The sequence below is a fragment of the Streptomyces sp. JLSY215 genome (genome assembly GCF_059682825.1).
The window spans coordinates 1,642,460-1,667,974 of sequence record NZ_CM185022.1 but is presented as its reverse complement, the minus strand read 5'-3'; the positions used below and the strand labels follow the sequence as shown (position 1 = coordinate 1,667,974).

Annotated in this window: 25 protein-coding genes; 21 read left to right on the top strand and 4 right to left on the bottom strand. The window is 71.2% G+C overall.

Features of this window, described 5'->3' with window-relative positions:
- Positions 1-18: 18 nt before the first annotated feature.
- Entirely contained in the window at positions 19-849 is an 831-nt protein-coding gene (locus AC5677_RS07460) for a peptidylprolyl isomerase (RefSeq protein WP_497194220.1), read from the bottom strand.
- Between the two features lie 210 nt (positions 850-1,059).
- Here AC5677_RS07460 and AC5677_RS07455 point away from each other — a divergent pair, with 210 nt between their 5' ends.
- The 4 genes from AC5677_RS07455 (at position 1,060) to AC5677_RS07440 (ending at position 5,323) form a co-directional block, all read left to right on the top strand.
- Positions 1,060-1,773: an MBL fold metallo-hydrolase gene (locus tag AC5677_RS07455; RefSeq protein ID WP_497194219.1), complete on the top strand. Its 714-nt coding sequence runs from the start codon at positions 1,060-1,062 to the stop codon at positions 1,771-1,773.
- Positions 1,774-1,784: 11 nt separating this feature from the next.
- Positions 1,785-3,047: a histidine--tRNA ligase gene (gene hisS / locus AC5677_RS07450; RefSeq protein WP_497194218.1), complete on the top strand. Its 1,263-nt coding sequence runs from the start codon at positions 1,785-1,787 to the stop codon at positions 3,045-3,047.
- Positions 3,048-3,232: 185 nt separating this feature from the next.
- Positions 3,233-3,874, top strand: a complete 642-nt coding sequence (locus tag AC5677_RS07445; protein ID WP_497194217.1) for a vitamin K epoxide reductase family protein — start codon at positions 3,233-3,235, stop codon at positions 3,872-3,874.
- A gap of 90 nt (positions 3,875-3,964) precedes the next feature.
- A complete protein-coding gene (locus tag AC5677_RS07440) occupies positions 3,965-5,323 on the top strand; it encodes a replication-associated recombination protein A (RefSeq protein ID WP_497194216.1) in 1,359 nt (452 codons plus the stop codon).
- 47 nt (positions 5,324-5,370) lie between these two features.
- Here AC5677_RS07440 and AC5677_RS07435 read toward each other — a convergent pair whose 3' ends face one another.
- Positions 5,371-6,123: a DUF2470 domain-containing protein gene (locus tag AC5677_RS07435; protein WP_497196537.1), complete on the bottom strand. Its 753-nt coding sequence runs from the start codon at positions 6,121-6,123 to the stop codon at positions 5,371-5,373.
- 182 nt (positions 6,124-6,305) lie between these two features.
- Here AC5677_RS07435 and rpsD point away from each other — a divergent pair, with 182 nt between their 5' ends.
- Entirely contained in the window at positions 6,306-6,917 is a 612-nt protein-coding gene (rpsD, locus tag AC5677_RS07430; protein ID WP_497194215.1) for a 30S ribosomal protein S4, read from the top strand.
- Positions 6,918-6,941: 24 nt separating this feature from the next.
- Here rpsD and AC5677_RS07425 read toward each other — a convergent pair whose 3' ends face one another.
- Positions 6,942-9,152, bottom strand: coding sequence for an ATP-binding protein (locus AC5677_RS07425; RefSeq protein ID WP_497194214.1), 2,211 nt, complete (start codon positions 9,150-9,152; stop codon positions 6,942-6,944).
- 181 nt (positions 9,153-9,333) lie between these two features.
- Between AC5677_RS07425 and AC5677_RS07420 the strand changes: the two genes are divergently transcribed.
- The 14 genes from AC5677_RS07420 to nusB all read left to right on the top strand — a co-directional run bounded on the left by AC5677_RS07420 (position 9,334) and on the right by nusB (position 22,855).
- Complete coding sequence (locus tag AC5677_RS07420) at positions 9,334-9,768, top strand: DUF948 domain-containing protein (RefSeq protein WP_497194213.1); 435 nt, start codon at positions 9,334-9,336, stop codon at positions 9,766-9,768.
- Positions 9,769-9,776: 8 nt separating this feature from the next.
- Entirely contained in the window at positions 9,777-10,124 is a 348-nt protein-coding gene (locus AC5677_RS07415; RefSeq protein ID WP_497194212.1) for a DUF6167 family protein, read from the top strand.
- On the top strand, positions 10,124-12,793 hold the full coding sequence (alaS, locus tag AC5677_RS07410; RefSeq protein ID WP_497194211.1) for an alanine--tRNA ligase: 2,670 nt from the start codon (positions 10,124-10,126) through the stop codon (positions 12,791-12,793). The genes AC5677_RS07415 and alaS overlap by 1 nt, the downstream gene beginning before the upstream one ends.
- Before the next feature lie 14 nt (positions 12,794-12,807).
- Complete coding sequence (gene ruvX / locus AC5677_RS07405) at positions 12,808-13,272, top strand: Holliday junction resolvase RuvX (RefSeq protein ID WP_403831063.1); 465 nt, start codon at positions 12,808-12,810, stop codon at positions 13,270-13,272.
- Between the two features lie 130 nt (positions 13,273-13,402).
- Positions 13,403-15,139 (top strand): endolytic transglycosylase MltG, encoded by a 1,737-nt coding sequence (mltG, locus tag AC5677_RS07400; protein WP_497194210.1) that lies wholly within the window; start codon positions 13,403-13,405, stop codon positions 15,137-15,139.
- A gap of 24 nt (positions 15,140-15,163) precedes the next feature.
- Complete coding sequence (locus AC5677_RS07395; protein ID WP_497196536.1) at positions 15,164-15,991, top strand: shikimate dehydrogenase; 828 nt, start codon at positions 15,164-15,166, stop codon at positions 15,989-15,991.
- Between the two features lie 153 nt (positions 15,992-16,144).
- A complete protein-coding gene (aroC, locus tag AC5677_RS07390; protein WP_497194209.1) occupies positions 16,145-17,329 on the top strand; it encodes a chorismate synthase in 1,185 nt (394 codons plus the stop codon).
- An 8-nt stretch (positions 17,330-17,337) separates the two neighbouring features.
- On the top strand, positions 17,338-17,895 hold the full coding sequence (locus AC5677_RS07385; protein WP_497194208.1) for a shikimate kinase: 558 nt from the start codon (positions 17,338-17,340) through the stop codon (positions 17,893-17,895).
- Complete coding sequence (aroB, locus tag AC5677_RS07380) at positions 17,892-18,983, top strand: 3-dehydroquinate synthase (protein WP_497194207.1); 1,092 nt, start codon at positions 17,892-17,894, stop codon at positions 18,981-18,983. The genes AC5677_RS07385 and aroB overlap by 4 nt, the downstream gene beginning before the upstream one ends.
- 5 nt (positions 18,984-18,988) lie before the next feature.
- Entirely contained in the window at positions 18,989-19,429 is a 441-nt protein-coding gene (gene aroQ, locus AC5677_RS07375) for a type II 3-dehydroquinate dehydratase (RefSeq protein WP_497194206.1), read from the top strand.
- Positions 19,430-19,708: 279 nt separating this feature from the next.
- A complete protein-coding gene (locus tag AC5677_RS07370) occupies positions 19,709-20,596 on the top strand; it encodes a Pro-rich N-terminal domain-containing protein (RefSeq protein ID WP_497194205.1) in 888 nt (295 codons plus the stop codon).
- 87 nt (positions 20,597-20,683) lie between these two features.
- Positions 20,684-21,790 (top strand): aminopeptidase P family protein, encoded by a 1,107-nt coding sequence (locus AC5677_RS07365; protein ID WP_497194204.1) that lies wholly within the window; start codon positions 20,684-20,686, stop codon positions 21,788-21,790.
- A gap of 64 nt (positions 21,791-21,854) precedes the next feature.
- Complete coding sequence (efp, locus tag AC5677_RS07360; RefSeq protein ID WP_497194203.1) at positions 21,855-22,421, top strand: elongation factor P; 567 nt, start codon at positions 21,855-21,857, stop codon at positions 22,419-22,421.
- A 2-nt stretch (positions 22,422-22,423) separates the two neighbouring features.
- Complete coding sequence (gene nusB, locus AC5677_RS07355; protein WP_497194202.1) at positions 22,424-22,855, top strand: transcription antitermination factor NusB; 432 nt, start codon at positions 22,424-22,426, stop codon at positions 22,853-22,855.
- A 259-nt stretch (positions 22,856-23,114) separates the two neighbouring features.
- Here the strand turns inward: nusB and bldD are convergent, their stop codons facing one another.
- Positions 23,115-23,615: a transcriptional regulator BldD gene (bldD, locus tag AC5677_RS07350; protein ID WP_362712307.1), complete on the bottom strand. Its 501-nt coding sequence runs from the start codon at positions 23,613-23,615 to the stop codon at positions 23,115-23,117.
- 222 nt (positions 23,616-23,837) lie between these two features.
- On the opposite strand from bldD, the gene pyrR reads away from it, so the two are divergent.
- A complete protein-coding gene (gene pyrR / locus AC5677_RS07345; protein ID WP_497194201.1) occupies positions 23,838-24,443 on the top strand; it encodes a bifunctional pyr operon transcriptional regulator/uracil phosphoribosyltransferase PyrR in 606 nt (201 codons plus the stop codon).
- Positions 24,444-24,536: 93 nt separating this feature from the next.
- Positions 24,537-25,514 (top strand): aspartate carbamoyltransferase catalytic subunit, encoded by a 978-nt coding sequence (locus AC5677_RS07340; RefSeq protein WP_497194200.1) that lies wholly within the window; start codon positions 24,537-24,539, stop codon positions 25,512-25,514.
- The last annotated feature ends 1 nt before the right edge of the window (position 25,515 follow it).

Sequence of the window (25,515 nt, the reverse complement as noted above, 5' to 3'; positions counted from 1 at the left end):
GCATGCCGGTCAGGGCGGTCAGGATTTGGTGACGGCCGCCTTGTCGATGACGACCGTGGCGTTCGGCGCCGTGCTGCCGGTCTTCGGGTCGGGGCGGGTACCGGCCGCGGCGATCTTCTTCAGGACGTCCATACCGCCGGTGACGGTCCCGAACGGCGTGTAGTCCGGGGGCAGCGGGCTGTCCTGGTAGACGAGGAAGAACTGGCTGCCGCCGCTGTTGCGGGTGTTGTTGTGCTTGCCGTCGTAGCTGTTGGCCATCGCGACCGTGCCCGCCGGATAGACCTTGCCCTTGAGCCGCGGGTCCTTGAGGTTCTCGTCCGGGATCTTGTAGCCCGGCGAGCCCCCGCCGGTGGCGGTCGGGTCGCCGCACTGCAGGACGAAGATCCGCTGGTCGACCAGGCGGTGGCACCGGCTGTGGTCGAAGAAGTGCTGCCCGGCCAGGAAGGCGAAGGAGTTCACCGTGTGCGGCGCCTTGGCCGCGTCCAGCTTCAGCTCGATCCCGCCGCAGGTGGTGCTCAGCTTCGCGGTGTAGGAGGCGGCGGTGTCGATCGACATGGCCGGTTCCTTTTTCCATGTCCGCTTCGACGGTGCGCCCTTGGCGGGCTGCCGGCACGGGTCCGGCGCCGCGGTGGGCGAGGGGGCCGCGGCCGCTTCGTCGGTCCGGTCGTCGCCGCCCGCGAGGCCGGCCGAGGCATATGCGGCGGCGCCCGCGGCGAGTGCCACCGCCAGAGAGGACGCGACGATCACGTTGCGGCGCTTGGCCTTGCGCGCGGCCGTGGACCGCCGTTGCTGCTGGCGCTCGAACTTCTCCCGGGCGAGCTGCCGCCGCCGCTGATCCTTGCTGACCACCGGTCGTCTCCTTCTCTGAGCATCTGGCCGTCTGGGCATCCGAGCGCATCGAGGTCCGGACATCGGGCGCCGCCGTCTGCCGTGGCCGTACCGTATACGGGTTCGCCCCGCCGGGAGTCGCGCCGGTAGGCTCTGGAGCTGCCGAGATGTTCCGGGAGCGGTCCCGCAGAGCTGAGGTTTGCAGATTCCTACCGACCTTTAAGGACGAACGTGCTGATTGCCGGGTTCCCCGCCGGGGCCTGGGGGACCAACTGCTATCTGGTCGCCCCCGCCGCAGGCGAGGAGTGCGTGATCATCGACCCGGGCCACCAAGCGGCCCAAGGAGTCGAGGACGCGGTCGAAAAGCATCGGCTCAAGCCCGTCGCCGTCATCCTCACCCACGGCCATATCGACCATGTCGCCTCGGTCGTCCCGGTGTGCGGCGCGCACGACGTCCCGGCCTGGATCCACCCCGAGGACCGCTTCATGATGAGCGACCCGGAGAAGGCGCTCGGCCGCTCCATCGGGCAGCAGCTCATGGGCGAGCTGACCGTGGGGGAGCCGGACGACGTCAAGGAGCTGACCGACGGCAGCGCGCTGGAGCTCGCCGGGATGGAGTTCTCCGTCGCGCACGCACCGGGCCATACCAAGGGGTCGGTGACGTTCCGGATGCCCGAGCAGGCCGACATTCCGCCGGTCTTCTTCTCGGGCGACCTGCTGTTCGCCGGCTCCATCGGACGTACCGATCTGCCGGGCGGCGACCACGCCGAGATCCTCCGGTCGCTGGAGCGCGTATGCCTCCCGCTGGACGACTCGACCGTGGTCCTGTCCGGCCACGGCCCCCAGACCACCATCGGCCGCGAGCGCGCCGCCAACCCGTACCTGCGGGAAGTGGCCGCCGGCCTGGGAGACGGCCTCCGTGCCGCCCCGCGACGAGGAATGTGACGAGACTTTCCGTGAGCACCTTTCAGGCACCCAAGGGCACCTACGACCTGCTGCCGCCGAATTCCGCGACGTATCTCGCGGTCCGCGAGGCGATCTCCGGCCCGCTGAAGAACTCCGGCTACGGCTACATCGAGACCCCCGGCTTCGAGAACGTCGAGCTGTTCGCCCGCGGCGTCGGTGAGTCCACCGACATCGTGACCAAGGAGATGTACGCCTTCGAGACCAAGGGCGGCGACAAGCTCGCGCTGCGCCCCGAGGGCACCGCGTCCGTGCTGCGCGCGGCGCTGGAGGCCAACCTCCACAAGGGCGGCAACCTCCCCGTCAAGCTCTGGTACTCCGGTTCGTACTACCGCTACGAGCGTCCGCAGAAGGGCCGCTACCGCCACTTCTCGCAGGTCGGCGCCGAGGCCATCGGGGCCGAGGACCCGGCGCTGGACGCCGAGCTGATCATCCTGGCCGACCAGGCCTACCGCTCGCTGGGGCTGCGCAACTTCCGCATCCTGCTGAACTCCCTGGGCGACAAGGAGTGCCGCCCGGTCTACCGCGCCGCCCTCCAGGACTTCCTGCGCGGCCTCGACCTGGACGACGACACCCGCCGCCGGGTCGACATCAACCCGCTGCGCGTCCTGGACGACAAGCGCGACGCCGTCCAGAAGCAGCTGACCGGCGCGCCGATGCTGCGCGACTACCTCTGCGAGGCGTGCAAGGCGTACCACGAGCAGGTGCGCGAGCTGCTGACCGCGGCGGGCGTGGCCTTCGAGGACGACGAGAAGCTGGTCCGCGGCCTGGACTACTACACCCGCACCACCTTCGAGTTCGTCCACGACGGCCTCGGCTCGCAGTCCGCGGTGGGCGGCGGCGGCCGCTACGACGGCCTCTCCGAGATGATCGGCGGCCCCGCGCTGCCGTCCGTCGGCTGGGCGCTGGGCGTCGACCGTACGGTGCTGGCGCTGGAGGCGGAGGGCATCGAGCTCGACATCCCCGCCGCGACGGCCGTGTACGCGGTGCCGCTCGGCGAGGAGGCCCGCCGGGTGCTGTTCGCCAAGGTCACCGAGCTGCGCCGGGCCGGCGTCGCGACCGACTTCGCGTACGGCGGCAAGGGCCTGAAGAACGCCATGAAGTCCGCCAACCGCTCCGGCGCGCGGCTGGCCCTGGTGGCGGGCGAGCGGGACCTGGCCGAGGGCGTCGTCCAGCTCAAGAACCTGGAGAGCGGCGAGCAGACCCCGGTGGCGCTGGACGCCGTCGTGGGCGAGGTCACGCGCACACTGGGCTGAGCGACCGGAAACGGCGCTTGCCGGCGGCCGCGTCAACAGGCCGCGCACCGATTCCTGCCTTTCGTGTGCAGCTTGTTTATGCGCAGCGAACGGTGGGCCGTCGGGGAGTTGGGGCAGAATGAGGGGCGCGCCCGCGGACCCGCGGGCCGCCCGGCCTCATTCCCAGCGACCGACGGAACGGCTCTATGACGACGACAGCGGTTGATGACGTGTCTCTCGACGACCGGCCCGCGCCCGACGCGGGCACCATCGGATCGGGCCGCGGCTACGCCCTCCTCCTGGTGATCACCAGTGCGCTGGGCCTCCTCGCGGCGTGGGTCATCACGCTGGACAAGTTCGAGCTGCTGAAGGATCCGAACTACAAGCCGGCCTGCAGCATCAACCCGATCATCTCCTGCGGCAACATCATGAAGAGCGCGCAGGCGGAGGTCTTCGGCTTCCCGAACCCGATGGCCGGCCTGGTCGGCTTCGGCGTCGTGATGGCCATCGGCGTGGGCCTGCTGGCCGGCGCCCGCTTCCGCCGCTGGTACTGGATCGGCCTGAACGTCGGCACGCTGGCGGCCACGGTCTTCTGTATGTGGCTGATGTCCCAGTCGCTGTACGTGATCAACTCGCTGTGCCTGTGGTGCACGCTGACCTGGCTGATCACCATCCTGATGTTCTGGTACACCACCGTCCACAACCTCAAGCACGGCATCATCCCGGCCCCCGAAGGCCTGCGCCGGGCCGTGGCGGAGTTCCACTGGGTCGTGCCGGTGCTCTGGTACGGCGTGATCGCGCTGCTGATCCTCACCAAGTGGTGGACGTACTGGAGCACGCTCATCTAGGACCCACCCGCGGGAAGCCGCCGCACGCCCCGGCCGCCGTCGATGACGGTGGCCGGGGCGTTGTCAGTGGGGTGACATAGGCTCGTCGACGTGGAGCCCGACCTGTTCACCGCCGCCGCCGAAGACCGTCAGGAGAAGGACCCCGCGGGGTCTCCTCTCGCCGTACGGATGCGTCCGCGCACCCTCGACGAGGTCGTGGGGCAGGGGCATCTGCTCAAGCCGGGGTCGCCGCTGCGCCGCCTGGTGGGAGAGGGCGACGGCGGCCCGGCCGGCCCGTCCTCCGTCTTCCTGTGGGGCCCGCCCGGCATCGGCAAGACGACCCTTGCGTACGTCGTCAGCCAGGCGACCAACAAGCGCTTCGTCGAGCTTTCCGCGATCACGGCGGGCGTCAAGGAGGTCCGGGCGGTCATCGACGGCGCCCGGCGCGCCTCGGGCGGCTACGGCAAGGAGACGGTGCTCTTCCTCGACGAGATCCACCGCTTCAGCAAGGCCCAGCAGGATTCCCTGCTGCCGGCCGTCGAGAACCGCTGGGTCACGCTGATCGCCGCGACGACCGAGAATCCCTACTTCTCGGTGATCTCCCCGCTGCTGTCGCGGTCTCTGCTGCTGACGCTGGAGCCGCTCACGGACGACGATCTGCGCGGGCTGCTGCGGCGCGCGCTGACCGATGCGCGCGGGCTGGCCGGTTCGGTCACCCTCCCCGAGGACGCCGAGGCGCATCTGCTGCGTATCGCGGGCGGCGACGCCCGGCGCGCGCTGACGGCCCTGGAGGCCGGGGCCGGATCCGCGCTGGCCAAGGGCGAGAAGGAGCTGAGCCTCCAGACGCTGGAGGATTCCGTCGACCGCGCGGCGGTGAAGTACGACCGCGACGGCGACCAGCACTACGACGTCGCCAGCGCGCTGATCAAGTCCATCCGGGGCTCGGACGTGGACGCCGCGCTGCACTACCTCGCGCGCATGATCGAGGCGGGGGAGGACCCGCGGTTCATCGCCCGCCGGCTGATGATCTCGGCGAGCGAGGACATCGGTCTCGCCGATCCCTCGGCCCTGCAGACGGCGGTCGCCGCCGCACAGGCGGTGGCCATGATCGGCTTCCCGGAGGCCCGGATCACGCTCGGCCAGGCGACCATCGCGCTCGCCCTGGCACCGAAGTCGAACGCCGCCTATCTGGCCATCGACGCCGCGCTGGCGGACGTCCGGGCGGGCCGGGCCGGTGCCGTGCCGCCGCATCTGCGCGACAGTCACTACAAGGGCGCCGAGAAGCTGGGCCACGGCCAGGGCTATCAGTACCCGCACGACGTGCCGGGCGGTATCGCGGCCCAGCAGTACGCACCGGACGAGGTGCACGGCAAGCGGTATTACGCCCCGACGCGGCACGGCGCGGAGGCGCGCTATGCGGATGTCGCGGAGCGGGTCCGGGCGCGGCTGCGCGGTGAGGGCGGCGACTGAGGGGCGGGCCCGTCACCTGGGGCGGGCCCGGCGCCCCCGTCGGCGCCTCACTCCGCCGCCGCGTCGAACAGCACGTGCATGGCCCGCCGCAGCTCCACGACATCGCGTACGGGCTCGGGGAAGTCGAAGCGGGCGTCGAAGGAGCGCCGCTCGCTGTCGGTGAAGCGGACGCGGAGCCCGAAGCGGTCGAGGCCGACGGGGACGGCACGGTCGCGCACCCCGCACACCGCCGAGCGGTCGCCGAGGAGGGCGCACAGGCCGCGTACCTGCTCGCTGTGGGCCGAGTGCAGATGCTGGAGCAGCTCCGCCTCGTGGCCGATCAGCGGGTCGGCGGACGCGGCGGCGAACTCGTCCGGTTCGACGGCCTCGGCTCCCCACAGGTCGTCGACCGCGCCCTCGCCGACCTCCAGGCGCAGCATCATCCAGGCGGACCGCTCGCGCAGCCCCGCCGCCGGAGCGGGCTGGAGCGCCTCGCCGATGCCCAGCAGCTCCCCGACGGGATGCCGCTCGGCGAGCAGCATCGCGGCCTCGGCGCGCTGCTCATTGCGTACCGGCGTGAGCCAGCCGGCGATCCAGGCGCGGCCGCGGATGCGGTGGGGCACGGAGACGGGTGCGACATCCGTGATCTCCATCACGGCGGTGAGATCGTCGTCCTGGGCGTAGGCGGCGGCGCGTGCCGCGGCGCAGTCGCCAGGAACCAGCAACAGCACGTCTCCGTCGGGCGTCACCGTCCGACAGACGGGCGCCGAGAGGCCGGTCTCGTCGGAATCCTCGACTCCGGGAATGCTCAGGGAACCCATACCATTGGACTCCACGAGGGTGCGTACGCGCTCGGCGGCAGAGGGCCGCTGGGCGTTTTCCACGGGACGCGGCTGACCCGCCTCGGTGCTGTGTGCGCCGGGCAGGGGGATCCCAGGTCGAAACATGCGTTCTCCTCGCGCTAAGGTAAGCCTCACCTAACTTACACGGAGGTCCGTTCCACGTGAACCAGTCGCGTCCCAAGGTCAAGAAGTCCCGCGCGCTCGGCATCGCGCTGACGCCCAAGGCGGTCAAGTACTTCGAGGCCCGTCCCTACCCGCCCGGCGAGCACGGCCGTGGCCGCAAGCAGAGCAGTGACTACAAGGTCCGGCTGCTCGAGAAGCAGCGCCTGCGTGCGCAGTACGACATCAGCGAGCGCCAGATGGCGCGTGCCTACGACCGCGCTCGGAAGGTCGAAGGCAAGACGGGCGAGGCCCTGATCGTCGAGCTGGAGCGCCGTCTGGACGCGCTCGTCCTGCGTTCGGGCATCGCCCGGACGATCTACCAGGCCCGCCAGATGGTCGTGCACGGCCACATCGCGGTGAACGACCGCAAGGTCGACAAGCCGTCCTTCCGCGTGCGCCCCGGCGACGTCGTGCAGGTCCGCGAGCGCAGCCGCGAGAAGCACCCCTTCCAGGTCGCGCGTGAGGGCGGCTACGCCCCCGACGGCGAGACCCCGCGCTACCTCGAGGTCAACCTCCAGGCGCTGGCGTTCCGCCTCGACCGGGACCCCAACCGCAAGGAGATCCCGGTGATCTGCGACGAGCAGCTCGTCGTCGAGTACTACGCCCGCTGATCACCGGCAGGCGCGGCACCGCACTCAGCCCGCCGCCTCCCCACCGCTGCTCGCGGAGGGGGAGGCGGCGGGCTCGTTCGTGGCGGGCGGCGTGATCCTGGCCATCCGGCGCGGTTCCGGTGTCTCCTCGGCGGTGCCCAGGATCCGGGCCACCGTCCGGTCCAGGTCCAGCCCGCTCCCGGCCCGCAGGCACGCCTCGTAGCGCTCCGCCCCCAGCAGCTCCCGCGCCTGCTCCTCGCAGAGCGCATGCGGCTGGTTGAAGTAGCGCGAACCGAACAGCGGCAGCCCCACCGACGGCCAGATCCGGCCCGCCGCGCCCTGGAGCACGGCCGCCTCCTCCGCGTCCCCCTCGCCGAGCGTCACCAGCGCCAGCAGCTCGATCGCCAGCACCGCACCCAGCAGATCGTGGAAGGTGTGGTCGATCGCCAGGCACTCCTCCAGCAGCTCCCGGGCCCGGCCGTGCTCGCCGCCGGTCCACGCCGCGAAGGCCAGCACGAACAGCGCATACGCCAGCGTCCAGCGCTCGCCGTGGTCCCCGCACACCTGCCGGACGTCCTCGCACAGCCGCACCGCGTAGTCGAGCTCGCCCTGGAAGGCCACCGCGATCGCCAGCTCCACCTGCCCCATCAGCACATTGCTGTTGAGCTCGCCGATCTCCCGGTAGCGGACCAGGGCCCCGCTCAGCAGCTTCTCGGCCCGCGGCATGTCGTCGCAGACCAGCGCCAGACAGCCGGTGCGGTGCAGTGCGTACGCGGCCGCCGTGGCGTTGCCCGTCTGCTCGGCCTCCTCGCGGCACTCCTGCAGCGCCGCCATCGCGCCGAGGGTGTCGCCCTGGAGCACCGCGACATAGCCGACCACCCACAGCGCCTTCAGCCGCGCCTCGTCGTGGTCGCTCTCCAGCTCCAGCGCCCGGTCCAGCCACTGCCGCCCCTCCGAGAGCCGGCCGCAGCCCACCCAGTAGAACCACAGCGTGCCCGCCAGATACTGGCCGAGATACGCGTCCCCCTCGGCCTCCAGGCTCTGCTCCAGCGCGACCCGCAGATTGGGCAGCTCGGCCTCGATCCGCGCCGCGACCTCGGCCTGCCGGGGGCTGAACCAGTCCAGCTCGCACCAGGTGGCCAGCCCCAGATACCAGTCCCGGTGCCGTCGCCGCAGCCGCTCGCCGTCCTGCGTCGCCTCCAGCCAGCACGCGCCGTAGGCCCGTACGGTGTCCAGCATCCGGTAGCGCACCCCGGCCGCGCCCTCCTCCCGTACGAGGACCGACTGCGCGACCAACTCCGAGATGACATCGAGGAGTTCATCGGTGGGCAGCTCCGGACCCGAGCAGACGTACTCCACCGCCTCCAGGTCGAACTGCCCGGCGAAGACCGACAGCCGCGCCCACAGCAGCCGCTCCTGGGGCGTGCACAGCTCATGGCTCCAGCCGATCGCCGTACGGAGCGTCTGATGGCGGGGCAGGGTGCCGCGGGTCGTCCCGGTCAGCAGCCGGAAGCGGTCGTCGAGGCGGTGCAGCACCTGGTCGACGGAGAGGGCGCGCAGCCGGCCGGCGGCCAGTTCCAGGGCGAGCGGGATGCCGTCGAGGCGGCGGCAGAGTTCGGCGACGGCCGCTTCGGAGGCGGGGCCGGCGGCGAAGTCCGCGACGACCGCCGCGGCGCGGTCGCCGAAGAGCTCGGCGGCGTCGGTCTCGTTCAGCGGCGCCAGCGGCAGATTCTGCTCACCGGGCAGCCCCAGCGGACGCCGGCCCGCCGCCAGCACCCGCAGCCCCGGCGCCCGGCGCAGCAGCTCCCCGGTCAGCTCGGCGCACTCGGCGACCAGATGCTCGTATCCGTCCAGGACGAGCAGCAGTTCGCGGCCGGCGAGGTGATCGCACAGCGCGTCCAGCGGCGGCCGCCCGGTGTGGTCGACCGGTGCCAGCGCCTCGACGAAGGCGTGCTCCAGGACCTGGGGATCGCGCAGCGGCGAGATCTCGACCAGCCGGGCGCCGTCGCAGAAGCGATCCTGCAAGATCGTCGCCGCACGGAGGGCGAGGCGGGATTTGCCGACGCCGCCGAGGCCGGTCAGCGTCACCAGGCGGGCGGATTCCAGCCGCTGTGCCAGCACGGCCAGTTCGTCGTCACGGCCGATGAACCGATTGAGTTCCGCGGGCAGATCCCCCGGACCGACCGGTTTCCCCGGTCTGGGCGGACGCGAGGAAGAGGAGCCGGACGAGCCGTCGGGGCGCGGGATGCGTCGCATGGCACACGGAGCGTACTCGGACCCGTGCGGACCGTACAATCGCAGCTTTCGATTGCCCTCGTGGCACGGGGAACGGGGTACGGACGGACAGTCACGGCGCGATAAGGTCAAGGCTGCCGTTCGAGCGGGACGAGCCGAGCGGGACGAGACCAGCCCCAACCAGTCGGAGAGTGGTGCCAGCGTGTCCGGTGGAGAGGTGGCCGGGATCCTCGTGGCCGTCTTCTGGGCGATCCTCGTGTCGTTCCTCGCCCTCGTGCTGGTGAGGCTCGCGCAGACGCTGAAGGCGACCACGAAGATGGTGGCCGAGGTGTCCGAGCAGGCGGTTCCCCTCCTGGCCGACGCCTCCGCAACGGTCCGCTCCGCGCACACCCAGCTGGCCCGCGTCGACGCCATCGCCGCCGACGTCCAGGAGGTCACCGCCAACGCCTCCGCGCTCTCCTCGACCGTCTCCTCCGCCTTCGGCGGACCGCTGGTCAAGGTCGCGGCGTTCGGCTACGGCGTGCGCCGCGCGATCGGCAAGAAGGGCGAAAGCGAGCCGAAGCGCACCGTCGTCGTCGGCCGAACCCTGCCCGGCGCCCGCCGCGGCGGGCGCCGAAACCGTCGCTCCAAGGACTGATCACAGCGATGTTCCGCCGCGCATTCTGGTTCACGACCGGCGCCGCCGCCGGCGTCTGGGCCACCAACAAGGTCCACCGAAAGCTGCGCAAGCTGCAGCCCGACAGCCTCGCGGCGCAGGCCGCGGACAAGGCCGTCGAGACCGGACACCGGCTGCGCCAATTTGCATTGGACGTACGCGCGGGAATGGCGGACCGTGAAGAACAGCTGCACGACGCGCTCGGCCTGAACAGCACGGCCGAGGTCGCCGAGCTGCCCGCGCCGCGTTCCCACGCGGCGCTCGAAACGCACCACCGCACCACGAGAACCCCGGGACAGACCGGGTTGACCGGACCGACTGGAAATGAGGACCACTGATGGAGTCGGCTGAAATCCGCCGCCGCTGGCTGCGCTTCTTCGAAGAGCGTGGGCACACCGTCGTGCCGTCGGCGTCGCTCATCGCGGACGACCCGACGCTGCTGCTCGTCAACGCGGGCATGGTCCCCTTCAAGCCGTACTTCCTCGGCGAGGTCAAGCCGCCCGCCCCGCGCGCCACCAGCGTGCAGAAGTGCGTGCGTACGCCGGACATCGAAGAGGTGGGCAAGACCACCCGGCACGGCACGTTCTTCCAGATGTGCGGCAACTTCTCCTTCGGCGACTACTTCAAGGAAGGCGCCGTCAAGTACGCCTGGGAGCTGCTGACCGGCTCGCAGGCCGACGGCGGCTACGGCCTCGACCCGGAGAAGCTCTGGATCACGGTCTACCTCGACGACGACGAGGCCGAGCGCCTCTGGCACGAGGTCGTCGGCGTGCCCAAGGAGCGCATCCAGCGCCTGGGCAAGAAGGAGAACTACTGGTCCATGGGCGTCCCGGGCCCCTGCGGCCCGTGCTCGGAGATCAACTACGACCGTGGCCCGGAGTTCGGCGTCGAGGGCGGCCCGGCCGTCAACGACGAGCGGTACGTGGAGATCTGGAACCTGGTCTTCATGCAGTACGAGCGCGGCGCGGGCACCGGCAAGGAGGACTTCGAGATCCTCGGCGAGCTGCCCAGCAAGAACATCGACACCGGCCTCGGCCTCGAGCGCCTGGCGATGATCCTGCAGGACGTCCCGAACATGTACGAGACGGACACCCTGCGCGTCGTCATCGACAAGGCCACCGAGCTCACCGGCGTCCGCTACGGACACTCGCACGACTCCGACGTCTCGCTGCGTGTGGTCGCCGACCACATCCGCACGTCCACGATGCTCATCGGCGACGGCGTCACCCCCGGCAACGAAGGCCGCGGCTACGTCCTGCGCCGCATCATGCGCCGCGCCATCCGCAACATGCGCCTGCTCGGCGCCACCGGCCTGGTCGTCGCCGAGCTGCTGGACGTCGTCATCAAGACGATGGGCCAGCAGTACCCGGAGCTGCTGGAGGACCGCCGCCGCATCGAGACGGTCGCCCTCGCCGAGGAGGCCGCCTTCGTCAAGACGCTGAAGGCCGGCACGAACATCCTCGACAGCGCCGTCACGGACACCAAGGCCGCCGGCGGCACGGTCCTGGCCGGCGACAAGGCCTTCCTGCTCCACGACACCTGGGGCTTCCCGATCGACCTCACCCTCGAAATGGCCGCCGAGCAGGGCCTGTCGGTGGACGAGGACGGCTTCCGCCGCCTGATGAAGGAGCAGCGCGAGCGCGCCAAGGCCGACGCGCAGGCCAAGAAGAGCGGTCACGCCGACCTCTCGGCCTACCGCGAGGTCGCCGACAAGTCCGGCACCACCGAATTCACCGGTTACAGCGCCACCGAGGGCGAGTCCGCCGTCGTCGGCCTGCTGGTCAACGGCGTCCCGGCGCCCGCCGCCCATGAGGGCGACGAGGTCGAGGTCGTCCTGGACCGCACGCCGTTCTACGCCGAGGGCGGCGGCCAGCTCGCCGACACCGGCCGGATCAAGCTGGAGTCCGGCGCCGTCGTCGAGGTCCGCGACGTCCAGCAGCCGGTGCCCGGCGTCACGGTCCACAAGGGCGTCGTCCAGGTCGGCGAGGTGGTGCTCGGCTCCGCCGCGTACGCCGCCATCGACGTCACCCGCCGCCGCGCCATCGCCCGCGCCCACAGCGCCACCCACCTCACCCACCAGGCGCTGCGCGATGCCCTCGGCCCGACGGCCGCCCAGGCCGGCTCCGAGAACTCCCCGGGCCGCTTCCGCTTCGACTTCGGCTCGCCGACCGCCGTCCCCGGTTCGGTCCTCACCGACGTCGAGCAGAAGATCAACGACGTCCTCGCCCGCGAGCTCGACGTCCATGCCGAGGTCATGAGCATGGAGGACGCCAAGAAGCAGGGCGCCATCGCCGAATTCGGCGAGAAGTACGGCGACCGGGTCCGCGTGGTCACCATCGGCGACTTCTCCAAGGAGCTGTGCGGCGGCACGCACGTCCACAACACCGCCCAGCTGGGCCTGGTGAAGCTGCTCGGCGAGTCCTCCATCGGCTCCGGCGTGCGCCGCGTCGAGGCGCTGGTCGGCGTGGACGCCTACCGCTTCCTCGCCCGCGAGCACACCGTCGTCTCGCAGCTGACCGAGCTGGTCAAGGGGCGCCCGGAGGAGCTGCCGGAGAAGATCTCCGGTGTCCTGGCCAAGCTGAAGGACGCCGAGAAGGAGATCGAGAAGTTCCGCGCCGAGAAGGTGCTGCAGGCCGCGGCCGGGCTGGCCGCGGGCGCCAAGGACGTCCGCGGGGTGGCGCTGGCCGCCGCCCAGGTCCCGGACGGCACCTCCGCCGACGATCTGCGCAAGCTGGTCCTGGACGTGCGCGGCCGGATCCAGGGCGACCGCCCCGCCGTCGTGGCCCTGTTCTCGGTTGCCAACGGCCGCCCGGTGACGGTCATCGCCACCAACGAAGCCGCCCGCGAGCGCGGCATCAAGGCCGGCGACCTGGTCCGTACGGCCGCCAAGACGCTCGGCGGAGGCGGCGGCGGCAAGCCGGACGTCGCCCAGGGCGGCGGCCAGAACCCCGCCGCGGTGCCCGAGGCCCTCGCGGCCGTCGAGCGCCTCGTGGGCGAGGCGGCCTGACGCTCGTGAGTGAGATGCGACGCGGCCGGCGCATCGCCGTGGATGTCGGGGACGCCCGTATCGGGGTCGCCTCGTGCGACCCCGACGGGGTCCTCGCCACCCCCGTCGAGACCGTGCCGGGACGGGACGTCCCGGCGGCGCACCGCCGGCTCAAGGCGATCGTCGACGAGTACGAGCCGCTCGAGGTCGTGGTCGGCCTGCCCCGCTCCCTCAGTGGGGGAGAGGGGCCGGCCGCGGCCAAGGTCCGGGCCTTCGCGCAGGAGATGGCGAAGAACATCGCGCCCGTAGGGGTGCGGCTGGTCGACGAGCGGATGTCGACGGTCACCGCGACCCAGGGCCTGCGGGCCTCCGGTGTCCGCAGCAAGAAGGGCCGCTCGGTGGTCGACCAGGCGGCCGCCGTGGTCATCCTGCAGAGCGCGCTGGAGACGGAACGGACTTCCGGGCAGCCGCCGGGGGAGAGCGTCGAAGTGGTCATCTGATCGCGGTACGGTAACGTTCCGCGCGATGTGGCGGCGGTTCGAACAGCCGCGCGTGCAAGTAGAGGCGGATCGGTACACCGCAATCGCGCTGCCGGGCCGGAGCGCACCGCCTCTCGGCTCTAGGGGATCGATGACCGAGTATGGCCGGGGCTACGGCTCCGAACCGTGGCATCCCGAGGACCCGCTCTACGGAGACCAGGGTCCCTACGGAGGCCAGGCACAGCAGCCCCAGTGGGACGGGCAGCAGTCCGCTTCCTACCCCCAGCAGCACCATCCTCAGCAGCAGTACGACGGCAGCTGGGGCGGTACGCAGGGCGGGCAGCTGCCGTACGACCCGTACGACCCCTATGCCCAGCAGCAGCCACCGGCGGATCCGTACCACGGGGCGGGCCAGGACTACTACGGCCATCAGGACGCCTACCAGCAGCAGCCGCAGCACGTGCAGCCGCAGATGCCGCAGTACCAGCAGGTGCAGCAGCAACAGCAACAACAACAGCAACAACAGCAGTACCCGCCGCAGCAGTACGACCAGTACGAGCAGCAGCAGTACCCGTCGCAGCAGTACGAGCAGCACGCGGAGCCGTACGAGGAGACCGCGGGCGACGACTGGCGGGCCGATCCGGAGCGGCCGCGGGAGCCGGAACCCGAGCACTCGTTCTTCGCCGATGACGACGATGACGACGGCCACCCCGACGACGACCCGCGCGAGGGCCGGGGCGGCCGCGACCGCCGCGGCAAGAAGGACGCCAAGAAGAACGGCAAGAAGAACAAGCGGCGCAGCGGCCGGGCCTGCCTGGTCGTGGCGCTGGTCTTCGCCGGGGCGGTCGGCGCCGTCGGCTATTTCGGCTACGACTTCTTCATGTCCCACTTCGGCGCGTCGCCCGATTACGAGGGCGAGGGATCCGGCGCCGTACAGGTCGAGATCCCGGAGGGTTCGCTGATCTCGGACATGGGCCAGATCCTCGCGAAAAAGGGCGTGATCAAGAGCGCCGGCGCGTTCAACGACGCGGCGTCCGAGAACGACAAGAAGTCGAGGTCCCTGCAGCCCGGCACGTATTCGCTGCGCAAGCACATGTCGGCGGCCGCGGCCATGGAGCTGATGCTGGACCCCAAGAGCCGGAACGGTCTTACCGTCCGCGAGGGGTTGCGGGCCGGTGCGGTGTATTCGCTCATCGACCAGAAACTCAAGCTCACGGCGGGTACCACCAAGAAGGTCGCCCGCAGCCAGTACAAAAGCCTCGGTCTGCCGTCCTGGGCGAATGACTCGCGGAATATCAAGGATCCGCTGGAGGGCTTCCTCTTCCCTTCCACCTACAGTGTGGGTGACCAGGCGAAACCCGCGGATGTCCTCAAGCAGATGGTCGGCCGGGCAACTCAGGCGTACGGGAAGTACGACTTGGCGGCCGAGGCGCGGAAGCTGCATCTGAAATCACCGTTGCAGGTCATCACCGTCGCCAGCCTCACCCAGGCCGAAGGCATGACGCACGACGATTTCCGGAAGATGGCGGCGGTCGTCTACAACCGGCTCTCGCCGAGTAATACGGACACCAATCAGAAGCTGCAGTTCGACTCGACGTACAACTACCTCAAGAACCAGAGCAAGATCAATATCAGCCTGGACGAGATCAACAACTACGACGACCCTTACAACACCTATTTCTACCGGGGTCTGCCGCCCGGTCCCATCGGGAATCCGGGCGTCGAGGCGCTCAAGGCGACGGTTAATCCGGACACCACGAAGCGTTGGTTGTATTTCGTCTCCATAGACGACAAGAAGACCGACTTTGCCACCAACCTCACCGAGCACAACAAGCTCGTCGAGGCGCGCAAGAAGTGGCAGGCGGCGCACCATCGGAACGGGAACTGAGGCAACGTCGTGTCGGTCAACACTGTGTCCGCGAACAAGAGGGCGGCAGTGCTCGGGTCGCCCATCGCGCACTCCCTCTCCCCGGTCCTGCACCGCGCCGCCTACGCCGAACTCGGCCTGACCGGTTGGGAATACGGCCGCCACGAGGTCGACGAGGCGGCTCTGCCCGGATTCATCGAGAAGCTCGGCCCCGAATGGGCCGGCCTCTCCCTGACCATGCCGCTCAAGCGCGCCGTGATCCCGCTGCTCGACGAGATCACCGACACCGCGGCGTCCGTCGAGGCGGTGAACACCGTCGTCTTCACGGCCGACGGCCGCCGCACCGGCGACAACACCGACATTCCCGGCATGCTCGCCGCGCTGCGCGAACGCGGCGTGGAGTCGGTCGAGCGGGCATCCGTCCTGGGCGCGGGCGCCACCGCCTCCTCCGCCCTCGCCGCGCTCTCCCGTATCTGCACCGGCGAGGTCACCGCGTACGTCCGCAGCGCCGCCCGCGCCGACGAGATGCGGGGCTGGGGCGAGCGGCTGGGCGTCGCGGTCCGTACCGCCCCCTGGGAGGACGCCGCCGAGGCCTTCGGGGCGCCGCTGACCATCGCCACCACCCCGGCCGGCACCACGGACGCGCTCGCCGCCGCCGTGCCCGACCGGCCCGGCACCCTCTTCGACGTCCTCTACGAGCCCTGGCCGACGGCGCTGGCCGCCGCCTGGTCCGACCGCGGCGGCGCGGTCGTCGGCGGGCTCGACCTGCTCGTCCACCAGGCGGTCCTCCAGGTGGAGCAGATGACGGGCCGGTCACCGGCCCCGTTGGCCGCGATGCGCGAGGCGGGCACGGCGGCGCTCGCCGCCCGCTGATCCGGCGGTCACCGCACCCGGCGGCGCCCGCCGCCGGGTGATCGCCGGACGGACCGTCCGGTCCGCTCCCTGGACTGGGCGCCGCCGCCCCCGCGTGACGTGGGAGGATCGGGGGGAGACCGTACGCGGATGAGCAGTACATGAGGAGCACCGTTGAGCAGGTTGCGCTGGCTGACGGCGGGGGAGTCGCACGGCCCCGCACTCGTGGCGACGCTGGAGGGCCTTCCGGCCGGAGTCCCGATCACCACCGATCTGGTGGCGGACGCGCTGGCGAGGCGCCGGCTCGGCTATGGCCGCGGTGCCCGGATGAAGTTCGAGCGGGACGAGGTCACGTTCCTGGGCGGCGTGCGGCACGGTCTGTCGCTGGGCTCGCCGGTGGCCGTGATGGTCGGCAACACCGAGTGGCCCAAGTGGGAACAGGTCATGGCGGCCGACCCGGTCGACCCCGAGGTGCTGGCCGAGCTGGCCCGTAATGCGCCGCTGACCCGCCCCCGCCCCGGCCACGCCGACCTGGCCGGCATGCAGAAGTACGGCTTCGACGAGGCCCGCCCGATCCTGGAGCGCGCCTCCGCCCGCGAGACCGCCGCCCGGGTCGCCCTGGGCGCGGTGGCCCGCTCCTTCCTCAAGGAGACCGCCGGCATCGAGATCGTCTCGCATGTCGTGGAGCTGGCCGCGGCGAAGGCCCCCTACGGCGTCTACCCCAAGCCCTCCGACGTCGAGAAGCTGGACGCCGACCCGGTGCGCTGCCTGGACGCGGACGCGAGCAAGGCGATGGTCGCCGAGATCGACCAGGCCCACAAGGACGGCGACACCCTCGGCGGCGTCGTCGAGGTGCTGGCGTACGGCGTCCCGGTGGGCCTCGGCTCGCACGTCCACTGGGACCGCCGGCTGGACGCCCGGCTGGCCGGCGCCCTCATGGGCATCCAGGCCATCAAGGGCGTCGAGGTCGGCGACGGCTTCGACCTGGCGCGGGTGCCGGGGTCGAAGGCGCACGACGAGATCGTCGCCACCGAGGACGGCATCAAGCGCACTTCCGGCCGCTCCGGCGGCACCGAGGGCGGGCTGACCACCGGTGAACTCCTGCGCGTCCGGGCCGCGATGAAGCCGATCGCGACCGTGCCGCGGGCGCTGGCGACCGTCGACGTGACCACGGGCGAGGCGGCCCAGGCGCACCACCAGCGCTCGGACGTCTGCGCGGTCCCGGCCGCCGGTATCGTCGCCGAGGCGATGGTGGCGCTGGTCCTGGCGGATGCCGTGGTGGAGAAGTTCGGCGGCGACAGCGTCACGGAGACCCGCCGCAACGTCCGCAGCTTCCTCGACAACCTGGCGATCAAGTGAGCGGTGACATGGCGTCGCCGGTCGTCGTCCTCATCGGCCCGCCCGGCGCGGGCAAGTCCACGGTGGGCGCGCTGCTGGCCGAGCGGCTCGGCGTGCGCTACCGGGACACCGACGCGGACATCGTCGCCACGGCCGGCAAGCCGATCGCGGAGATCTTCGTCGACGACGGCGAGCCGCACTTCCGTGACCTGGAGCGGGCGGCCGTACGGGCCGCGCTCGCGGACCACCCGGGCGTGCTCTCGCTCGGCGGCGGCGCGATCCTGGACGACGGCACCCGCAAGCTGCTGACCGGCCTGCCGGTGATCTTCCTGGACGTCGAACTCTCCGACGCCGTCAAGCGGGTGGGCCTGGACGCGCCGCGCCCGCTGCTGGCCGTCAACCCACGCAAGCGGTGGCGCGAGCTGATGGAGCACCGCCGTCCGCTGTACACCGAGGTCGCCCGCGCCGTGATCGCCACCGGCGCGCGCACCCCCGACCAGGTCGCCGAGGCGATCCTGGACGCTTTGGAGCTACCGCAGGCCGCGGCGGATGCCCCGCGGCCCGCCCACAGGGAGGAACAGGCATGACGGAGCAGGCCACCCGTATCCAGGTGGGCGGTACGGCAGGCACCGACCCCTACGAGGTCCTCGTCGGGCGGCAGCTGCTCGGCGAGCTCCCGGGCCTGATCGGTGAGGGCGTGAAGCGGGTCGCGGTGCTGCACCCGGAGGCGCTGGCCGCCACGGGCGAGGCGCTGCGCGAGGACCTCGCGGCCCAGGGCTACGAGGCGATCGCCATCCAGCTGCCGAACGCCGAGGAGTCCAAGACCGTCGAGGTCGCCGCGTACTGCTGGAAGGCCCTGGGCCAGACCGGCTTCACCCGCACCGATGTGATCGTCGGCGTCGGCGGCGGCGCCACCACGGACCTGGCCGGTTTCGTGGCCGCCACCTGGCTGCGCGGGGTCCGCTGGATCGCCGTACCGACCACGGTCCTGGGCATGGTGGACGCGGCGGTCGGCGGCAAGACCGGCATCAACACCGCCGAGGGCAAGAACCTCGTCGGCGCCTTCCACCCGCCGGCCGGTGTCCTGTGCGACCTCGCCGCCCTCGACTCCCTCCCGGTGCACGACTACGTCTCCGGTCTGGCCGAGGTCATCAAGGCCGGCTTCATCGCCGACCCGGCGATCCTCGAGCTGATCGAGTCGGACCCGGAGGCCGCCAAGCGCCCCGACGGCGCGCACACCGCCGAGCTGATCGAGCGGGCGATCCGGGTCAAGGCCGAGGTGGTCTCCGCCGACCTCAAGGAGTCCGGGCTGCGCGAGATCCTCAACTACGGGCACACGCTGGCGCACGCCATCGAGAAGAACGAGCGCTACAACTGGCGGCACGGCGCGGCCGTCTCGGTCGGCATGGTCTTCGCCGCCGAGCTGGGCCGGATCGCCGGGCGCCTCGACGACGCCACCGCCGACCGGCACCGCGCCGTCCTGGAGTCCGTCGGGCTGCCGCTGACCTACCGTGGCGACCAGTGGCCCAAGCTGCTGGAGACCATGAAGGTCGACAAGAAGTCCCGTGGCGACCGGCTGCGCTTCATCGTCCTGGACGGCCTCGCCAAGCCGACCGTCCTGGAGGGCCCGGACCCGGCCATGCTGCTGGCCGCTCACGCCGAGATTGCAGAGTGAGCCGAATGACCACGCGCGTGCTCGTCCTGAACGGCCCCAACCTCGGCCGTCTGGGCTCCCGCGAGCCCGATGTGTACGGCGCCACCTCCTACACCGGCCTGGTCGAGCAGTGCACCGCGCTCGGCAAGGAACTGGGCTTCGAGGTCGACGTCCGGGAGACCAACGACGAGGGGGAGATGATCCGCTGGCTGCACGAGGCGGCCGACGCCTCGCTCCCGGTGGTCATCAACCCCGGTGCCTTCACGCACTATTCGTACGGCATGCGGGATGCGGCCGCGCAGCGCACCGCCCCGCTCATCGAGGTGCACATCTCGAACCCGTACGCGCGCGAGGAGTTCCGCCACAATTCGGTCATCGCGGCCGTGGCCAGCGGTACGGTCGCCGGTTTCGGCATCGGCTCGTACCGTCTCGCGCTGCGTGCGCTGGCCGAGGAGCTTTCCGGCTGACACACCCGCAATTCGGGGCACTTCTCGCCACCTCCGGCCGTTCATCCGACGAACGCCGGGGGTGGCGAGCGCAAGAGCGCCCCCACCTGGTGGCAGTTGGGAGGGTACCGTTCGCAGCAGCACCACCCACGCCGACGGCTGTGGGGCGCAACGGCCCGTCCGGGCCGCTGGGTTACCGCACGACGCGCCGGGCAGTACGGCCCGGCGTCTGGGGGCACCACCCAGCGTGAGCCGGGCGGGCACCGCACACGTCGACCGCACGAGACGGAGAGCCACCGGATGCAGTACGCAGTGGGGGCTCCGCTGCCACCGCCCCGCCGGCCGGGATCGGATCCGGGACCGGCCCTGGGGGCGACCATGAACTGGACCCCCAACCCGGGACAGCCCATACCGCATACCCCGCCGCAGGCTCCCCCGCCGCCGGCCCCCGCGCCGCCGCCTCCCCCCGCCGCCCCGCCCGCCCAGGGGCCGGGCTGGAACGGCCCCGCGGCGTACCAGGAGGCGCCGACCCCGCACAGCACGGACATCACGGGCCACCTCCGGCTGCCGCCCGGCGCCCCGGTGGCGCTGCCCGACCCGCCCGCCGGCACGGCGGCCCAGGACTCCGCGCACGCCACCGTCGCGGTGCTGCTGATCGGCCCGGCCGGCGCCGGCAAGACCAGCGTCGCCCGCCATTGGGCCGACAGTCGACGGGTGCCCACCGCGCACATCAGCCTCGACGACGTCCGCGAATGGGTCCGCTCCGGCTTCGCCGACCCGCAGAAGGGCTGGAACGACAACTCCGAGGCGCAGTACCGCCTCGCCCGCCGCACCTGCGGCTTCGCGGCCCGCAACTTCCTCGCCAACGGCATCTCCTGCATCCTCGACGACGCCGTCTTCCCGGACCGCCCGGTCGTCGGCCTCGGCGGCTGGAAGCGGCATGTGGGCCCTGGCCTGCTGCCGATCGTGCTGCTGCCGGGCCTGGAGATCGTCCTGGAGCGCAACGCCCGGCGCAGCGGCAACCGCCGGCTGTCCGACGAAGAGGTCGCCCGGATCCACGGCCGGATGGCCGGCTGGTACGGCTCCGGGCTGCCGATCATCGACAACTCCCAGCACGACGTCGCCACGACGGTGCGGGTGCTGGACGATGTCGTCGCCCGCTCCCTCGCCAGTCCGCCCAGCTGGTAGCGCTCCCCGGCCCCTTCCGTCCGGCGGCGTCCCCCGGGCGGCGGTCTCCGACCGGCCGCCCGGACGGTCCGGCCGTACTCTCGGGATATGTCCGAGTTGTACGCGGTTCGACGCACGCGGCTGCGCGACCGCGTGGCCGGGGCCGGAAGCACCGCCGCCCTGATCTCGCGCCCCGCCAACGTCCGCTACCTCACGGGCTGCGCCCCGCCGGGCGCCGCCCTGGTGCTGGGCCCGGCCGATGACGTCCTGGTGTGCGGTATGCCGCCGAGCGGCGATCCGTCCGAGGGCCGGCCCGCCGAGGACGTACGGGTCTCGGTGCTGCCCACCCGCGGCGGCGACCCCGTGGTGGCGGGCGCGGACCTCGCCGCGAAGTCCGGCGCGCAGACCCTGGCCGTCGAGGAGCACCATCTGACGGTCGCCCGCCACCGGGCGCTCGCGCAGGTCGCGCCGCGGACGCGGCTGGTCGACCTGGGCTGCGCGGTCGAGGCGCTGCGGCTGGTCAAGGACGACGACGAGATCGCCTGTCTGCGGATCGCCGCGGAGATCACCGACCAGGCGCTGGGCGAGCTGCTGGAGTCGATCCTCGTCGGCCGCACCGAGCGGCATCTCGCGCTCGAACTGGAGCGCCGCCTCGTCGACCACGGCGCGGACGGCCCGGCCTTCCCCACCTCCGTCGCGACCGGCCAGAACTCCGGCCGCCCCGGGCATCTGCCCACCGACCGGCGGGTCGAGGAAGGCGACTTCCTGACCGTGGGTCTGGGCGCCAATTACCGCGGCTACCGCTGCGAGATCGGCCGGACCTTCGTCATCGGCACCACTCCCGCGGACTGGCAGATCGAGCTCTACGATCTGGTTTTCGCCGCCCAGCGGGCCGGCCGGGAGGCGCTGGCGCCGGGTGTGGAGTGCCGCGAGGTGGACCGGGTGACCCGCCATGTCCTGGTCGCCGCGGGCCACGGCGAGCGGCTCGGGCCGTGGACCGGGCACGGCGTGGGACTCGAAATCGATGAGGACCCTCAGCTGTCGCCCGCCGCCATGGGTAAACTGGACGCTTGCGTGCCGGTCACCGTCGAACCGGGGGTTCACCTCCCCGGCCGCGGAGGTGTCCGGATCGACGACACACTCGTCGTCCGCCCCGAGGCGGACGGCGGGCCAGAGCTACTCACGATCACGACCAAGGAGCTGCTCGCACTCTGAGCCGCAGCGGCTCGGTGCCCGGCTTCGTGGTCCCACCACCTGCAGTCCAGGAGATTCCGCAACCGTGGCATCCACGAACGACCTCAAGAACGGCATGGTGCTCAAGCTCGAAGGCGGCCAGCTCTGGTCCGTCGTCGAGTTCCAGCACGTCAAGCCCGGCAAGGGCCCGGCCTTCGTCCGCACCAAGCTCAAGAACGTGCTGTCCGGCAAGGTGGTGGACAAGACCTTCAACGCCGGTGTGAAGGTCGAGACGGCCACCGTCGACAAGCGCGGGATGCAGTTCTCGTACATGGACGGCGAGTACTTCGTCTTCATGGACATGGACACCTACGACCAGCTGCACGTCGACAAGAAGGCCGTCGGCGACGCCGCCAACTTCCTGATCGAGGGCTTCGAGGCCGTCGTGGCGCAGCACGAGGGCGCGGTGCTCTACGTCGAGCTGCCGGCCGCCGTCGAGCTCGTCGTCCAGGAGACCGAGCCCGGCGTCCAGGGCGACCGCTCCACCGGCGGCACCAAGCCCGCCACGCTGGAGACCGGCCACCAGATCCAGGTCCCGCTCTTCATCACCACCGGTGAGAAGATCAAGGTCGACACCCGCACGAGCGACTACCTCGGCCGGGTGAACAGCTAACCGTGGCTGCCCGCAACAAGGCCCGTAAGCGCGCCTTCCAGATTCTCTTCGAGGCCGATCAGCGCGGCGCCGACGTGCAGTCCGTGCTCGCGGACTGGATGCGGCACGCCCGGACCGACCCCCGGCAGCCGCCGGTGAACGAGTACACCCTGGAGCTGGTCGAGGGGTATGCGGAGCACACCGATCGCATCGACGAGCTGATCTCCACCTACTCCGTCGAGTGGGAGCTGGACCGGATGCCGGTCGTCGACCGCAACATCCTGCGGCTCGGCGCCTACGAGCTGATCTGGGTGGACGACACGCCGGACGCGGTGGCGATCGACGAAGCGGTACAGCTCGCCAAGGAGTTCTCCACGGACGACTCCCCGGCCTTCGTCAATGGCCTCCTCGGCCGCTTCAAGGAGCTGAAGCCGGGACTGCGGCGCGAGGCGTAGTAGCGCGACGCGCCACAACGGCCGCTGAGCATGCGAACGGGCCCGGAGCGATCCAGATCACTCCGGGCCCTTCGCATGCCCGCAGAACGCCGCCTGGCCCCCGTGCAGCCGCCTCACAGGCCCCTGCGCCCGCACCGCCCGGGTGCATAGCCCGCTTCGCCGGACATAACGCGACGGCTCATGACGCGGCCGCACATAACGCGACCGCCGCCCCGGGAATCCCGGAGCGGCGGTACGTTTCTGCAGCTGACGGCCGGCGTCAGATCTCCTCGTGGGCCACCGCGCGGCGCGCGTCGGCATCCAGCACACCCCAGCTGATCAGCTGTTCGGTGAGCACCGAGGGCGACTGGTCGTAGATCACGGCGAGGGTGCGCAGGTCGTCCTGGCGGATCGACAGCACCTTGCCGTTGTAGTCGCCGCGCTGGCTCTGGATCGTCGCGGCGTAGCGCTGCAGCGGTCCGGCCTTCTCCTGGGGGACATGGGCGAGGCGCTCCAGGTCCAGCACCAGCTTCGGCGGCGGCTCGGCCGCGCCGCCGGGTGTCGTGCCCGGCAGCAGCTCCTGCACCGGAACACCGTAGAAGTCTGCGAGTTCGGCGAGGCGCTGGACGGTCACGGCACGGTCGCCGCGCTCGTACGAGCCCACGACCACGGCCTTCCAGCGGCCCTGGGACTTCTCCTCGACACCGTGGAGAGAGAGGCCCTGCTGGGTGCGGATGGCGCGGAGCTTGGCCCCGAGCTGTTTGGCGTATTCGCTGGACATAAAGCTCCCCAGACGGCTGTATCGACGTGCGGCTCCGCCGCGTGGCTGGTAACTCACTGTGAGGTTACGCAGCGTAATCTGACTTCGTCAAGCGGAAGGGGTCAGAGCATCGCCCGTCGGGGGTGCGCGCGGCTCCTGGAGGGGCTCCTGATAGCCTGAGGCACGTAAATCCGACGTCCTTTAAAGTCCGTCCCGTGAGGCGGAGAAGGGGGTCCGTTTCGTATGGACGCAAGCAGCTCCGACGTACGTGCAGCAGGCGTACGCGATCAGCTTCCCGCGCGCCCGGTGCTCGAAGGCCCGGACATCGCGCGGATGCTCACCCGCATTGCCCACGAAATCGTCGAGCGCGCCAAGGGCGCGGACGATGTGGTGCTGCTGGGAATCCCCACCCGCGGCGTCTTCCTCGCCCGGCGGCTGGCCGCCAAGCTCGAGGAGATCACCGGCCGCACGATCCCGGTCGGCTCGCTCGACATCACCATGTACCGCGATGACCTGCGCCTGGGCCCGGCCCGGACGCTGGCCCGTACGGAGATCCCCGGCGACGGCATCGAGGGCCGGGTCGTCCTGCTCGTGGACGACGTCCTCTTCTCCGGACGGACGATCCGCGCCGCGCTGGACGCCCTGGGCGACATCGGGCGGCCGCGCGCCGTACAGCTGGCCGTCCTGGTCGACCGCGGCCACCGCGAACTGCCGATCCGGGCCGATTACGTCGGCAAGAACCTCCCCACGTCGCTGCGGGAGACGGTCAAGGTCCAGCTCACCGAGGAGGACGGCCGCGACGCCGTGCTGCTCGGCCTCAAGCGGACCGCTCCGGCCGGCGAGCGCTAGGCACCGCGCGGGGACCCGGAGATCCCGGTCCCGTACGCCTGCCTGCTCAACGGACATTCCCGTACAGCCTCCTTCACCCACGGAGAAAACCGGATGAAGCGTCACCTCATCTCGGCCGCCGACCTCACGCGCGACGATGCCGTCCTGATCCTCGACACCGCCGAGGAGATGGCCCGGGTCGCCGACCGGCCGATCAAGAAACTCCCCACCCTGCGCGGGCGCACGATCTGCAACCTCTTCTTCGAGGACTCCACCCGGACCCGGATCTCCTTCGAGGCCGCCGAGAAGCGGCTCTCCGCGGACGTCATCAACTTCGCCGCCAAGGGTTCCAGCGTCTCCAAGGGCGAGTCCCTCAAGGACACCGCCCAGACCCTGGAGGCGATGGGCGTCGACGCCGTCGTCATCCGGCACAGCGCCTCCGGCGCCCCCTACCGCCTCGCCACCTCCGGCTGGATCGACGCCCCCGTCATCAACGCCGGCGACGGCACCCACCAGCACCCCACCCAGGCCCTGCTCGACGCCTTCACGATGCGGCGCCGGCTCATCGGTCCCGACGCGGGACTCGGCCAGGACCTCGCCGGGAAGCGCATCACCCTCGTCGGCGATGTGCTGCACAGCCGCGTCGCCCGCTCGAACGTCGACCTGCTGCACACCCTCGGCGCCGAGGTCACGCTCGTCGCGCCGCCCACCCTGGTGCCGGTCGGCGTGGAGACCTGGCCGTGCGCGGTCTCGTACGACCTGGACAGCGTGCTGCCGAAGTCGGACGCCGTGATGATGCTGCGGGTGCAGCGCGAGCGCATGAACGCCGCCTTCTTCCCGACCGAGCGCGAGTACTCGCGCCGCTACGGCCTGAACGGCGACCGGATGGCGCGGATGCCCGAGCACGCCCTCGTGATGCACCCCGGCCCGATGGTCCGCGGTATGGAGATCACCGCCGAGGTCGCCGACTCCGACCGCTGCACGGTCGTCGAGCAGGTGGCCAACGGGGTGTCCATCCGCATGGCCGTCCTCTACCTGCTCCTGGGCGGCAACGAGCCGGCCGTCACCAACCCCCGTACCGAGGAGAAGTAAG

Excerpts from the sequence above, each read along its gene's own strand:
- AC5677_RS07445 (WP_497194217.1), top strand. The coding sequence starts at position 3,233 with ATGACGACGACAGCGGTTGATGACGTGTCTCTCGACGACCGGCCCGCG.
- AC5677_RS07435 (WP_497196537.1), bottom strand. The coding sequence starts at position 6,123 with ATGGGTTCCCTGAGCATTCCCGGAGTCGAGGATTCCGACGAGACCGGC.
- AC5677_RS07425 (WP_497194214.1), bottom strand. The coding sequence starts at position 9,152 with ATGCGACGCATCCCGCGCCCCGACGGCTCGTCCGGCTCCTCTTCCTCG.
- AC5677_RS07415 (WP_497194212.1), top strand. The coding sequence starts at position 9,777 with ATGTTCCGCCGCGCATTCTGGTTCACGACCGGCGCCGCCGCCGGCGTC.
- alaS (WP_497194211.1), top strand. The coding sequence starts at position 10,124 with ATGGAGTCGGCTGAAATCCGCCGCCGCTGGCTGCGCTTCTTCGAAGAG.
- ruvX (WP_403831063.1), top strand. The coding sequence starts at position 12,808 with ATGCGACGCGGCCGGCGCATCGCCGTGGATGTCGGGGACGCCCGTATC.
- mltG (WP_497194210.1), top strand. The coding sequence starts at position 13,403 with ATGACCGAGTATGGCCGGGGCTACGGCTCCGAACCGTGGCATCCCGAG.
- AC5677_RS07385 (WP_497194208.1), top strand. The coding sequence starts at position 17,338 with ATGGCGTCGCCGGTCGTCGTCCTCATCGGCCCGCCCGGCGCGGGCAAG.
- aroB (WP_497194207.1), top strand. The coding sequence starts at position 17,892 with ATGACGGAGCAGGCCACCCGTATCCAGGTGGGCGGTACGGCAGGCACC.
- aroQ (WP_497194206.1), top strand. The coding sequence starts at position 18,989 with ATGACCACGCGCGTGCTCGTCCTGAACGGCCCCAACCTCGGCCGTCTG.
- AC5677_RS07370 (WP_497194205.1), top strand. The coding sequence starts at position 19,709 with ATGCAGTACGCAGTGGGGGCTCCGCTGCCACCGCCCCGCCGGCCGGGA.
- AC5677_RS07365 (WP_497194204.1), top strand. The coding sequence starts at position 20,684 with ATGTCCGAGTTGTACGCGGTTCGACGCACGCGGCTGCGCGACCGCGTG.
- bldD (WP_362712307.1), bottom strand. The coding sequence starts at position 23,615 with ATGTCCAGCGAATACGCCAAACAGCTCGGGGCCAAGCTCCGCGCCATC.
- pyrR (WP_497194201.1), top strand. The coding sequence starts at position 23,838 with ATGGACGCAAGCAGCTCCGACGTACGTGCAGCAGGCGTACGCGATCAG.
- AC5677_RS07340 (WP_497194200.1), top strand. The coding sequence starts at position 24,537 with ATGAAGCGTCACCTCATCTCGGCCGCCGACCTCACGCGCGACGATGCC.